1 protein-coding gene (cut by a window edge) is annotated in these 15421 nt (G+C 52.0%); it reads right to left on the bottom strand.

The window, feature by feature from the left end; all coding sequences use genetic code 11:
* On the bottom strand, positions 1–15421 hold the 5' end (the start) of the coding sequence (locus IE055_RS05060) for an Ig-like domain-containing protein (RefSeq protein WP_189398884.1). It extends 22952 nt beyond the left edge of the window; the window shows 15421 of its 38373 coding nt (coding positions 1–15421); the start codon lies at positions 15419–15421; the stop codon falls past the left edge of the window.

Below are 15421 nucleotides of genomic sequence, written 5' to 3'. Positions count from 1 at the left end.
GGCCCCAACGTGGTGTAAGCGCTTCAAACTCTATCGCATCGTCCACTTGTAAACCGGCACGATACACAGCGCGTTGAGCAATACCCAGCCGAGCGACAATCACACTCACATCGTATTGGCCGGCCTCTGCGATTGGTGTCACCTCGGCGGTTATGATTGCGATTCGAGGATCCTCTGAATCGGCTTGAATCTCGGTGACATCAATCTGCTGATCGCCAACATACACGGTCACATCATCGATTCGACTCGGTATGCCCGTGCCTGCAATCGTAATCGTTGCTGGTTTATTCGTTACGATGCGTCTCGGTTGTACAGACTCAATCGCACTGCTCGCCGCGGTACCACCACGATAGGTAAATGGCAGCCGTTGTGTGGATCTCAAACGATACAGTTCCAGATTAATCTGCTCGCCATTACTGAGTATTGGCTTACTTGCCACCAAACCAGCGCCGACCTCAAGCAACAATGTATCGCCCGTTGTCAATGCTGAGGGTTGGACCAGCTGGATCAGAGCATCATTGTTCACGATGGATACTTCAATCGGCACTGGCTGGCCGCTGGCATTCAACAGAGTGAAATATTGCGTGTTTTCCGCAAATTGATCGATCGCTTTATTAAACCGCACACGAATTGCGGCCAAGCCATCAACGTCAAAGTCAAGCAGGCCATTACCTGGATCGACGCCGTGGATTTTGAGCACCGCATCCGGTGTTTCCTGCAAGACGCCAAGACCCAGTGTACTTACACCACCACCAAGCACGGAATACGGGGTCGCTAATACCGTATCGATCGAATTTCCGTTGTAGGCTTCATAGCTATCAACGTATACCGGACGCTGTGGGTCCGTCACGTCGTAGCTGGCGATACCTGCTGTGCCGGTAGCCACATACAAGGTGTTGCCATACAAAGCGATATCCAAGCTTGGCCCGGGAATGCGATACGCGATGCGCGGATTGAGAATGTCCTCGATGTCCACAACCACGGTACCCATGCCACCGGCGGACAAATAAGCGTATCGAGGTCTTGGGTACGCCTCGTTACTGTTCTCGATTAATACTTTGCTGGCTGGGATATCCAGCGACGAAATCACCTCAAGCCCTAAGGTGGTCGAGTTTCGAATTAAGTGGAAGCCACCAGCACCAACGCGTTCACGATCCGTCAACCGGTTGCTGGCCACATCGTAGGTACCGCCAACGGCCGCGTAAATCTGCTGAGGTTGATCGAAATAGAGAACCGGCTCGACATCGAGGGCAGAACGGCCACCCGGCAACTGGATGTGCTGTGACAGATACAATTTGCTGTGCAGATACATATCCACAAAGCCAACACCACGTTCACCGAGCGCGACAATTGCCTGATTATTTTGGGTCGTGATTCCCTTTGCCAGATTACTGCCTAAACTAAGTGTATTGATTAGGGTGTGCGAAGTGATATCCAGATCATCAACCGAATAAACAAAGAGCTTTGCATCACCAGAATTTGAACCTGGGCGCACACCGGTAACAAAAATCCGGTCATTGTTGCGCTCAAAATAAAGGTCTACGCCGACCGCATAGTAACCGGACGGCAGTTGAATACGAGTCACCAGCCGATCATCCACACCGTCGTTGTTGTGATCAACCAGTTCGCGTAGTTGATCTGCGTTCGTGACGTCTTCGACATCGCCAATTAATGTTGAAGAATTGATATTAAAGATGAGAACGCCGCCGGAACCCGCCGCAGCGACCGCGTAATCGCCGCCCGTATCGAGCACCAGGTCATAAAACCGATCTGACTCTGCGCCCGTAATATTGGTCTTAACCGGTTGTAAGAAAGTAAATGCATCTTCTAGCGTTACCGATTGTGTTGCCGTTGCAACACGTACGTCCGTACTACCCAGTTGCCCTGGAATCGTGGTGAACTCGAGAGTTTCAGAATCCAATACCTTAACCAGATGATCGGGGACTTGAATGTCACGCATGAATACCGTGGTCTGATGCGCACCGGCTTGGAAGCCTCGACCTTTGACGGTAACTCGTGTCCCACCAACAACCGAGCCTTCGGCCGGACTCAACGATTCTAAGACCAACGGCTCAATATACTGAAACGCGCCCAAAAGATTGGTTTGCTGACCATTCGCATTACGCACCAGAAGGTTCGCTGGGCCAGCGAGGCTAGACGGCACGCTTAGCTGAAACTGCTGCAGGGTCGGTGAAAGATCGACTGAATTTAGCATGGCCGCGGCTTGCCCTGACACTTCGAATGCGGGTAAATCAGCGTTCTCGACCACAACAGTGATCTCGCCACCAGCAATATCCACTGTAGCTGGTGCCACCGACATAATGCGTGGCGGCTCACCAGCGGCAGAAGCGGTTGAAAAGTGTATGTCAAGATCAAATAAGCCGGTTGAGCGTCGTCCACCATCCGTGGGCTCCGCTTCCATACGCACGACATAGCTGGTATCGGCTTCGAGCGCTTGGTTGGGCGTTATGAGCACTGCATTCTCTGCGGCCGGATCAATGGAAATCACGACTTCAACCGCCTGCCCTGCACTCGTCCCGTCTGCCTTTATCAGTGACAGATAGCGCGACAGATATTGTTGCACAGTCTGTGTGTCTGGAATCGTGAGTCGACGATTAAAGCGCAACATCAACGGCGCATCCGGGTTAACCGCCTGCTGACCCTGGGCTGGTTTGGACTCGACCAGGTCCAGCACATAGGTATTAATCAGCTTTAAGGTTGAACTGCTGCCCTCATAAACGGCCGCTGCCACGAAACCATCTGCGGAATGAGTATGTGCCCAGCGATCTAAAGAGTAATCTTTGTACTGGACATAACCATACACGGCATCCATCAAGGCAATCGAATCCTGAATTGAAACTTCAGAATCACCGCTGGCATCGAACAAGTTTAAATACAGCTGGGAGGGTTGCTTTGATTGCCCTGCATTGAGATTTAGAGCCGTCAGTGACGTCGACCAACCGCCGAGTGCGACCGGGCCGCCTGGCAGGTCAAATCCATTCGCGCGGTACTGTTGTACTTCTCGCACATTCGCTATGTCGCCGTCATCAAAGAGTCCGATGCCCTCTGCGTAGAACGCGGTGGCTTGCATGGTCGGTAGCCCAAGCAGCTCAGTTGATTTATCGGCAAGTGAATAATCGGCTACCTGAGGTGTACTCGGCTTACTCAAGTCGAACACGGCACGACGGTACTCCACAGCATTTTTCGAACCGATTGGTGTCACAACAGACAGATAATGGCCCTGGAGACTGATCGAGCGCGCTTTCAATTGACGCGGCGCGCCGTTCGCCACAAAGCGCGTTAGGCTCCGTAACACGGTTGGGCGTAGCGGATCTGCCAGACTAACGAGCAACACACCGTCGTCGCCAGCATTCGCTACGAGGATGCTGCCTGCAACCAACATTTGACTCGGTGGCTCACTCACCGGTAGCGGCACGCTGTAGAGAATATCTCGATCTCTAGCGTCTTCGCCCTGTGTTGGGAGGCGTGTTTCGCGATCATAAACCAGCAGCCAGTTTGCATCTTCGTAAGGCACTTCAATATGCGGAAAATGCATACCCTCAGCCGACACATAGAGCTGCTTGTCACCCAGCGTCAAACCGGCAGCATTGAGGCCTTGTGGTAGGTCAAAGTACCCAAGGTTAACGGCCGGTGATGCCGCCGACAAATTTGCTTCGTCATAGGTAATGAGTTCCAACCAACTGGGCGAAATGTAATGTTGCAGCGCGGTTTGGTTTTCAGTGTTAGATGGGTTTGGAACTGGGTTGCCACTTAACGGCGCGCCGCGACCCAATACGTAAATGAGATTTAAATCCGCATCATTAGCCAGTCCAACAATACGTCCGGCTGGTAATTTGCTCGGGTCGCGGACAATGAGGGAGCCAGTACCATTGCTAATCGACGCCAACTCATCATTAATCTGATTTACACTTAATGGCTGACTCAGATCGATGCCTGCGTTTGCACCTAGACCACCGTAAAATAAAGCCCGGGGCACATACACAAACCGGCCAGTGTCGTCACTCAACTCGATATCAACGTAACCACGGTAATCGTCGCCAATACTCGGCACTGACCAGCGCATACGTTGCGGCGACTCGACCACGAGCGAGTCTTGGTCTGCCGCGAATTGCGTAGCAGCATTTACGTGATCGCGGTTGGCACCACTCGGGAATGAACGCAGCTGGACTTGTTGATTAAAGCCGTATCCAACAATATCCACGACTTGGTTTTCACCTTGTTGGCTAATGTTTACCACGGCCGGGGTTATAAACGAAACTTGCAGGTCATCAACGTAGGTAAAACCGCCGATCACGAAATCACGCAAGCCGTTTTCCGTCGCGATCTCAACCGCAGCCGGACCCGCCACATTTGGCACCGTCACTGCAGTGATACGGTCGAACTCGTCATCCGCTGTCGCCCGATCATACGATTCAATGACCAACTCGATTCCACCAATACGGACTTTAGGTTCAGCACCAAAGCCAGCACCCTGAATCAGTATTCGGTCGCCACCCAAGGTCGTGCCCGAAGCAGGCGTGATCGACTGTATCTCTGGCTGCATAACCGCGCCAGCCACGGAGGTGTAAAAACTGAAACGATAATCTTGACTCAATGCATTACCGGCCAGTGGTTCAAGACCGGCTTTGACCACCACGACATATTCAGTGTCCGGATAAAGCGGTTCATTGATCAAAACGCGCAAATCACGTGTGCTGCTTGGATCTGGTCCAATCACGTACTCAAAACTGACACTGTCTGTCAGTTTTTCACCTAAGGCATAACCGCCGTCAGTACTCGGCAACACTGCACCACGATACACATGGATCACTTCATTTAATGCTCGGCTAGTCGTGACCGGAACGGATAACTCAATGTCGATCTGCGACAGTGCAGTTGTCACGTTGGACTCGGCTGCAGTCGGCGTATGTCGCACGACCGTCAGTTCCGGAAACTCTATTCGGTTTAACCCTGATTTACCACCTGCGGCATGCACCGCGCCACGCGCCACGACCATGTCGCGAACCGCAAAATTAGAGTGATCTGCTTGCGGAATAATCACCGAAGGTACGGTGGCGTCAACCAAGGGCTCACCAAGCGACTCCAGATCAATAATTTCGACCACCGACTGGCTGGGCTTGTCCTCCTGATCCGAGTACATCACCGACACGTAGGCTTTGTTGCCAACCACGGCCACATCGTAAACGCCATCGCTCACCCAGTCTTGTCGCGCTGGTTGCAGTTCCACGGTACGTTGCATGACCAGATTGTGCGGATCGGCAATATTGATGATGTTCAATTGTGAGACCGTGCCGGTACCCGACATATCGGTGACAAATAAACGGTTACCGTCGATATGCAAACGATTCGCGACGCCCAGCGTATCAATCACGTCAACGACCGGAAGATGAGGATTGGCAATATCGACCACCACCACGCCTTCTTCTGAGGCCGCGATATAGGCATACTGACCTTTGATCTTGACGTCGCGGGCATAACCATTTGGCTTCACAAATCCAACACGATATGGGTACGCTGTGTTCGAAATATCGAACACCTGCACACCGCCATGGCCGTTCGCCACTAAAACCAGATCATCACGTCGATCCAACCCGTACGCTTGGCTAAATGGCAAATCCACCCGACCTTGCAGCAAATACGGTAGACCAAACTGCTCGTCCGCGTTCTGATTGGTAAAGATTAGCAGTTCGCCGCCGGTATTCTCGTAGTGGAGGTTTTTGTCTCCGGCTGCACCTAGGATTTCGTGGCGCAGCGCCGTAACGAAGGGTGCTTTTCCATCCGCTGCTGGTGATAGATTCTGAACACCCGATTTTGCTGCCAGGACGAAATTAGCATCGGTATGAATATTGCCGATCGTACCCGCAAAAATCTCACTATTACCTGCCAACAAGCTCGTGTGCAACAGAATGTTGCCTTGATCCTGAACCTCGTCTTCGATGTCCGCGAAGAAAATGCCGGTACACTCGATGCAATCAAGACCGGGTAGCTCCTCGGGGATATCGCCAAACAGACCCTCGTAATGCGCTGGGTCATGGGTTGCCCAGGCGCCGATCATCGCGCCTTGACGAGTCGGGCTTATATATTGATCAACCGCTGTGTAATGCACGCTTTGCATCACGTCTTCGCGCGGTGGCAAATTCAATTCAGGTGGCGTCAACGGCGCAAAAAAGCGTCGTTCCGACACCGGTGCAGCGACCTCATGATAGGTCGTGTCGCTGGTTGTGTGATTCGGCGAAGTAACACGCGTTTCAATGCGAACACGTTCACGATCGTAGCCGCCACGTTGTAGCACTTCACCATCAGCCAACGTGTGCCAATAGATAAAATAGTAATTATCCGGGTCGCTCAGCGGTAGGTCTGGTCGACCTGTTGGATTGTCGTCTCTGGATAAGTCGACCCAAGCATCTGGATTACTTGGATACCACGCAATTTCAATCCACTCGCCTTGCGCGTTTTGGTGCTCTCTCACCCATTGCTGCGCGACTCGCCGCTCGGATTCCAATCCAATATCAAGCACCGATACCGCAGCGACAATCGGTTTAGCATTACTGAAATTTAAAATGTCGTTATCAAATGGTGTCAATACCGAGAGCTTCGGGGCGACCGTATCATCAATATTACCCAGATTGACAACGGTCGACTGCCCGGCCTGATTCCGTTGATCGTACGCCACGGCCTGCAAGGTAAAACCATCTACGCCTAACGGTGGTTCGAGCGTGGTCGAATAATGACGTTCGGCACTCGCGGCACCGGTGTTGGTGGTGTCGTGTTGATAAACTGTCGTAACCAGCTTGTCATTCAAATAGAACTCGACTCGGTCGATGCCATTAAAGCCTAAGTCGTCCTTGGTACGCGCGGTGACTTCCAGCGCCTGACCTTCGATAAACACCGCGCCATCCAGCGGGCTGATAATCGTGACTTCGGGCGGCTCATCTTGTTTGATAGTCAAGCTTTTTACTGGGCTGACTGCCAAATCCGAGACCTTGCCATCAATGTCAGTTGCCACCGCTTTATACACAAGCCGTTGGCCGATCTGACCAACCGGCGCAGTTTCACTGAATTGAAATGGCGCTGCTCCGTCGCTTGCCACGGCGACAAACGCGTTGGAGTCCGGATTATCGCCAGTCGCTCGGTATAAAGTGACATTGTCTACGCCAATCTCTTGATCAGAGGCCAAAACATGTACGATAAATTCACGCCCCTCGGTTATTTCTTGCAGTGCACCCAAGGACTCACCGCGTTGATCCAAGACTTGGAACCCAGTCACCACCGGTGGTTGGTTACGTACCAAATTGAGTGCTCGCGTAACAACGCTTTGGTTACCTGCACCATCCTGCGCAATGACCGTGAATTGCAATGGCAAGAGGTTCGTCGGTTGATCGGTGTAATCCTCAATCGATTCGACCGACATCGCACCCGAGTAAGGCGGTGCTAACAACACCTTGGTGTGCTTAATTTCAGTGTCATCAAATAACCCATCTCCATTACTGTCGGCCGCAAGCTGCAACTTAACCGATGTCACGCGCACATCGTCCAGCGCGGTAATGGCGTAATTAAAGAATCGTTTCTCTGCCACACTCGGCAGTGGGCTGGTTTCTGCTGGCGCGGTCACCGTCAGTGTCGGCGGATCCACATCTTCATTCACTATCAGGGTCACTGATTCAAGTGCTTGAACCGTGCGTGCGGCACCGTTCTGCCGTTGTTCGGTCGCGGATGCTGTCAACTCCAACGCATTGCCCGCTTGTCCATACGGCAATTCCAATAGAAACTCATATGGGAACGTGACATCAGTGAGGACTTTGTCACCACCAACCAGATTTTGCACATTAAGTGTGACCTTATCGATGCCAACGTCATCAATGGCGGTGAGCTGCACCAAGACAAACTCACCTTCGGTGACCGCGGTGCCATCGACCGGTGTCGCAATTTTCACTTCCGGCGGGACGTCGGCAACCAGTCTCGCAACAATTTTCTCGGTAGCCTGATGATTATCCAAATCACCGTACACGGCACCGTACGTGTCCAATGCTGTGGCGGTCACCACCACCCGATTACGCTCGGGGTTTGCCAGATCAGCAGTCGGTAGTCGAACACTGATACTGTATGGCGGTTGTCGCAAAGTGAAGGGATTACTTAAGACTGATGTCTCTTGACCATCAGCGCCAACCAACACATCGATTTCAAGTGAATCGATCCCAACATCGTCATACGCCGCGACATTAATTTGCAGATCGGTCTCTTCTACAACAGACGACGCGTGCAGCGGTTTGAGAATATCCACCACTGGTCTTTCGTCGCTACGGACCGGGAAGCTAAGTTCACGTGTTCGTTGGTTATCCGACGCATCACGCGCGACAACCCGCACCCAGATATCAAATCGCGCCACGTCGTCCAAGATCAAGCCATCAAACTGAGACAAGATATCGGCCTGACGGTCTACGTGAATGAGCTGATCATAGATGAGCGTATCTATGTTGTTCGTTGTGACTGGCTCGTGATCAACACTCTGAATGTCAGAGATGGTCCGTAACGGCACGCCAAACTCAAGCTTCTGGTAGCCGCCATTTTTAAGCTGCGCGCCGTAGCTGGTGTACACTTCGAGTTGTTTGACCTTAACGTTGTCATAGGCGCGATAACGAACAGAGAAGTCGGAAAACTCAGGCGGTCCATACCCGACGGTGGGATGAATGATGGAAATTTCCGGGTTAATATTGTCTGCTGCTCCAATGAACTCGACAACATGCGTGGCGACCGCATCATCCGTGTCCTTAATCTGCGCCATCAATTCAATGGTTTCATTGGCTTTGATCAATCCACTGGGAACATCAAAAAGAGCCACATTTGAGATTGAAAACTCGCTGTTTTGTTTGCCGTAGTCATCCGCCACATCGATGCTGTACTTTCGCTCATAAGCATCGTAAATCGAGTCAAACGCGCGCGCTATTTCAGAATCCGCGACGCCACTGACCGCGGCTGTTCGCAAGTTGAGGCGCACACCGTTTGCGAACAGCTTAATATCTTGTTGCGACAATTGACGATCATCCGCGGCCACCACGCCAATTGCCATATTGAAAGTGCCAGCCGCCACCAGCTGGTTTGGCGCTGGTTTGGTGATACGAATCTCGGGTGCCACATTATCTAATGGATGGATTAGAATCATGCGTGTCGTGACATTACCGGTATTGTCCGTCAATTGTATTTGGTATTGCGTCGGCTCAGACTCGCCAAATACCAGCGCCACTGTCTCCTGTGGTTGGAAGACAACCGGCAGCGCAGGACAGGTATTTGGGAAACTACGATCGTGCTCAAGCACCAGGTTGCCATTCGATTCAATCCGATGAATCGTATACAAACTGAGCCCGGCATCATCACGCAGCTCGGCCCCAATCTCGAACCGTTCGCCAATCCGAAGCCAAAACTCGCCGTAGTTAAGTCGTTCAGGGTCGGTCAGGACTTTTTGAAAGACATCGTTGACTTCATAGCTAGCAAAACGCGTAAAATTGATCTCGGGGGCTTCATTTGGCACGATCGGCAACACCAGTTCCGCCGCACGCTTGCGCCCAGATGGGTCACGCGCGACGACGCGGAGATTCAAATCCCCTGCTAGACGTGCTTGCGGCACGGTGTATTGGAACGGGTACTCGCCTTCAAACTGAAATACACCAACTCGTTCTGCGACCTTGCCATCGTTGTCGAATAACTGAATATCCTCAACCACATAAGAATCATCCGTAGTGAGCACACCGAGTTCGATCGTTTGTCCCGGTACCACATTGGTTCCAGCTACTGGTGAGGTAATTTGAATTGCCGGATCTGTCTCATCAATCGATAAATCCACGGTCAATAACTCGGCAGGGCTAAACACACCACGCTCGTGACTAAATCGGTCCGTCGCTGCAGCAAACATTTTGAGCACGTTTACATCTGGATGTGACACCAGCTTGAGTGCGTGATTACTCACCTGCTTCAAGCGCGACACGCTGGTCTTCGGTGGCACGGCTATCAAGGCCGATTCGTTAGGGCCAGCCAGATCCTGAACCAGAAGTGTAAGTGCCTCAGTCCGACCAACGCCAAAGTCGCTGCTGTCGAGACTAAACTCTAAGTCAGCGGGTTGCTCCGTTTTGCGGATTATAATTTGTTTCAAAAACTGTGCCTGATCATCGAGTCCGACGATACGCGGACGAACAACAATACGGCCAGCAAAGCCATCGAGGTTGTAGTTATTTAAATTGAGTTGGCCACTGTCTGCGGCCAAATCTGCGCTCTCTACCGTAATCTGCACGTGTTCAATGTGACACGGGTCATTTGAATACAGGTTCAACTGATAATCAACTTGGTGTCCGACTACCTCGAATTGCAGGGTTTTTATCTCGTCAATAGAATGCGCCTTGATCGAACTCTGGCCCGCATTGAAGGTCCAAACCGGACCACCGTTAACGTGCAGTTGGCCACTCAACGCCTGAGCTTCTGGATAACGAAACTGCCACGCATGTTCCAGCCGATTGAGAGCTGGTAAGAAATTTAGATCTCGTGCTTGACCCTGCGCCAGTCCACTCATAGAGCTATACAACAAATCAAGCGTGTTTTGACCACCTTCAACTAAATCATCTGTGACTTGAACACGTGTAAACAACAACCCGCCTTTCAACAGGTTGGCATTGGGCACCGCAGCCATAAGTTCAACACTCGGTGGTTGATCCTTAACGATCTTCACCAACCGAGTTAGGTGCCCTTCATTTCCACTGAGATCTTTCGCTGAAACATCGAGGTTGAACTCATGACCAGTGTCCGGAATTACGCCAAAACTGTTCAGATCAATGGTTTGCTCTGGATTCAGCGGAATGTGCTTGGCGTTCTCGCCGCTGACCTGTTCTATAAGCTGAGCACTATCGCCATCGAGCACCGACACACTGTAGCTCTCAATGCCTAGATTGTCGGTGATTTCACCACTCACCTTCACGATTTGACGTTCCACCACAGTACTCGGCGGGTTGGTCAGTTTTATTTCAGGCACTTCCTCATCATGCGCGATGGTGAGTTTTACTGAATTAGAATCAACTATATTGACACCGTAGTCACTGGCGCGGACTACGAGCTCATAGGTATCACCAGCCGAGTCAAGAAAAGACTCTGGTATTCGAACACGACCATCGAATTCAGTGTAAAAACGTTCTCCGACCAGTACTGAGCCCAATGAGTCGGTATTGCCAACACGGATTTCCTCGATTCGATCGTCGCGCGACAATGTTTCCCAATCGAGCGTCCGCTCCTCATTTTCGCCTACCAAAATGACTTGCAGGGTTTGGATGTAGATATTATCGGTTGAGACCCCGCGCAAGCGAAATGCGTCGCCGGGCAGTAGCGTCAAATCCTGATCTGGCTCGGAATACGTAATGGTCGGCGCTTCTGCGTCGTCTAGAAAATCCAGTTCCAGAGGGATGCTATGGGTCTGATTATTGTCATCTGTTGCTGACATCGAGACCACGATGTTTCCTGCACCTGGAACCGTTGGCGCACGAAAACGGACTGTGAAATAGTTGCCAGCATCCATGAGCGCGTTCGATTCGCTCGCGCTGAACGTTTTAGCGAACACCGTGGTCCCGTTTGAAACCACGTCGAGTTGTACCGAATTCAGCCGTCGGTTATCGCTGACCAACGCATTTACAGTAACCCACTGACCTTCGATGTAGCGACTGCCTGCGGCAGGTTGGCGTATTGAAATTTCAGGTGGTGCGTCACGCTCAATCGTGTAGGTCTGCGTGTGACTCGTGGTGTTACCCTGTACGTCGACCACCTCTAACTCGAACGACAGCTCAGGCTGGACGGGAATGGTGTAACTAAATGTATGTTCGGAATTTTGACCAGTTAAAGCCGATTGAGTGACCACCTCGGCACCGCGCAAGACCCGCAGCGACTGCAGCCCACTTTGATCGGTGGCGCGCACACGAAACTGGACCGTGTCGCCTTGGTACAAAACACCACCGGAAACCGGTTCAAAAATCGTCGCATTCGGGGCGTCGGCGTCTTGCAGAATCCTGACTTGAGTTGTCGCGGTTTCGGACACCGCGGCATTGTTATCGTAGGCACGCACCTCGATTAGCAAGGTTTGATCAAGGTTATTGATTGGTTGAGCCGCACTGAGCAAATCAAATTCGTCGAGGCGCTGTTGCGACGGTTTCGGTGTGAGACCAGTATCGGCGCTGTACACGTTTCCATGTATTTTTTGTCCATCGATCAGGTAGTCGACCTCAATTCGAGACACCGCTTTATCATCGCGAGCGAGAATATCGACCCGCACCGTATCCTGATTAAAATAGAGGGTGTTTTCTGGAACCAAACTGACTATTTCTGGCGCCTGATCGCGGTAAACACCAACCGTGATCGAGGCAGTTGAGCGATTCCCTGCCTCGTCGTCAACCGAGAAACTAACTGGGTAGCGATTAAACTGGCTTCCTTGTGCGGAATCGAAAGATGGCGACTTGACCAATGCTAAAGCACTATAGGCACGTATCGTTCCTGGAATCTCGTTTATCGGAACCTGTTCGCCCTCTAGCACGTCATTCGGGTCACCAGTGAGCAAGTAGCCCTGACTGCCAAGCGAACGGACGCCAGTAATGCGGGCAAATTCGGCACCGACATTATCGAAACCGGACACCTTTAATACAAATTCGCTTTGTTCCAACACACCTGCGATATCGTCGCCCGAATCGGTGCCTGAAATTACAGGTGAACTTATATTCACGACCGGTGGTTCACGGTCTTGCCCGAGCGTCACTTTGACCGTATTGCTTTGCGCTTGCTGCCCGCCAGAATCGTAGGCAGTCGCTGAGACACGCAATACCTGTTCAACGTTGAGGTTTTCTTCTGTTTCGTAGATCACAGCATACGGCGCCACCGAATCAGCACCAACGCTCTGGCCATTGACCAGAAACTCAACATAGTCGATCGCTAAATCATCGGCAGCGGTCGCGCGAAGCTGAATTGGCAATCCTGACACAAACGCGCCACCTTCGGTCGGATTGGTGATCGCAACACTCGGAGACTGATCTGCCTTCACCGGCACTCTCACCACTTCAGAGGTGTTCACCTCCTGATGAAAGTCTGTAATTCGCGCCTGCAGACGTAACGTGCTGCCAATGTCTTCGTTCGTTAACGGCCGCTGAAAACGCACCGTTCGCGTTTGGGTTGACAAGCCGGTTTCGACCAACTCCGGATTACTGATGTCCTGTGATGCGTACACGGTGCCATCGATGAATAGCTCAACCTTACTCCCTAGATGCAGCGCGTCATCGGTGACTTCGACTGCCACATTCAGCTCGCCCCCAGCCGCGGCGCTGCTGTCATTGGACGGTGCCAAAATTTTGATGCGAGGCGGCCCATTTTCGAGAATGCGGAGCAACCGACTTGGCGCGCTTTGCGACCCGCCACGCACCGATACCTGCGCGCCAACCGCGAGCGAGGTTTCGGTGGTGGCAATATTGGGTGTGTTAGTGCGTAGTTGCCACAATTCAAACATCTCCTGTTGCGGCTGACCATTGGCGTCTAAAAATTCACGTATTTCAATCAGTGGATACGTCGACGTGCCCACTTTGTTGCCATCAAAAAAGAAATCCACGCTGGTGATGCCGCTGCGTTGTTTAGGTTCCGGCATCAGACCGAGCGAGGACTCAATCTGCAAGACAGTTGGTGAAGACTCAACCACGCGCTGACCATCCAATGGTCTAGAGAATTCATAGTCTGGAAACGCCACCACGCTTGGCTTACTCACCACCACTTGGTGATCTGTCGACACCGTGCTCTGCCCTGCTGAATCAACCGCCTCGGCTGAAAAAACCAGAGTTCGTCCTTGCAGTTGTTCAGAAATAGGCAGATCGATCTGATACGGCGCTGAATCAATCGCCCCGACCACCGCGCCGTCCATGCGAATCACCACACGCTGAACAGCAACGTCGTCTTCCACCGCAGCCTTAACCCGAAGCTCAGTACCCGAGAGTACGGATACAGGTGCATCAATCGCCACGGTCGGCGGTGCATCACTGGCGGCAATTTTTAAACTGGCCGTCAACTCAGGCACATTCGGCACATAGGCTTGAATGATTGCCGGTGCGGCTGCATCAATCGTGACACTGGCTTTGAGCTGATATTGGTTATTCGCACTCAAGTACGCGTTGTCCGCCGAGGCCACCTGAATAATCGGTTTCCAGATACCCGATAGCGGTGACTTTGAACCATCGTCAAATACCACCTGCAGATCCGGCAACGAGATATACGAATTCAGCCGCGCTAGCGTGAACAAGTCATTACTGGTAACGCCATCAAACTCAAGACCGGCCAATTCCCGCGTAAAGTCCGCAATTACCCGCACCTGCGCACTGGGCAAGCCGGGATACGTCACGGTAATAAAAACGTCTTCCGCGCCCGTTTCTTCTAGTGCATACAGAGTACCAGCCGCAGTCACCGCAATCAGGTGTGGATGCGACGACTGATAACTTACGCCATTACCCGCACCTGATAACGGCACCAAGCCGCGAAACTGAAATTCGACCGAAGGGACAATGACTGGGCGCTGTAGTCGGTCGCTGATATTGATCTCCTGCGTCTGGAGTATCAATGCGCGTGCCTCTTCTTGAATGGAGTCACCGGTGAATGCAACCTTTGACAATGCACGTTGATTGCCCGAGGAGTCCACCACCGACGCATCCACCAACACAACGACATCGAATGCGATTTCTTCGTTTGTGAGCTGTCCATTGATCGGCAAACTCAATGTAAACTGACTTTGACCCTCGGTATCCGGATACACGCGCGTGGACACATCCGTATGAGCAAAAGCCCGTTGCTTGGCTTCAAATATGACGCCGCCAGTTGTGGATAAATCCGATGCACGCAACCCGACCACATCAAAACCAACATGCGAAATATCCGTGTCATCATTTGCCGACACGGTAACCGCCAGCCTTTGCGTTCCTGCATCGCCGACGATGGCGACGTGCTTGAATTCAATTGAAGGTAAGGTGGTTTCGCTCTGAAACTGTTCGGTAAGTGATTCCTGTTCATCATTGCGTCGAACTACCTGCACCGACGGCACATCGCTCGTGCTTAAACCATCTGGAAAATACGCCACACACGCATCACCCTGCTCCGGCAAGGCCACCAGGTCTTCCAGATCAACAGACTGTGTCGCGCCGTCCACACCGACCTGCACCGAGACCAAATCGCTGCAACGTCCAATTTGCGCTAGGTATCTAATTTGACCTGGTTGTGCAGATATCAAACTCGCAGGGTCAGCCACACGGATATCCAACTGTGCAGAAGCCACAGCCGAGAACGTGGAAATCGCCAACAATAACAGCGCAGACCGTGAGTCAAATAAGTGCTTAAGGGATACGAGCAGGTTCAT

The sequence above is a fragment of the Arenicella chitinivorans genome (assembly GCF_014651515.1).
Lineage (GTDB): Bacteria > Pseudomonadota > Gammaproteobacteria > Arenicellales > Arenicellaceae > Arenicella > Arenicella chitinivorans.
This window is presented reverse-complemented; position numbering and strand designations above follow the sequence as displayed.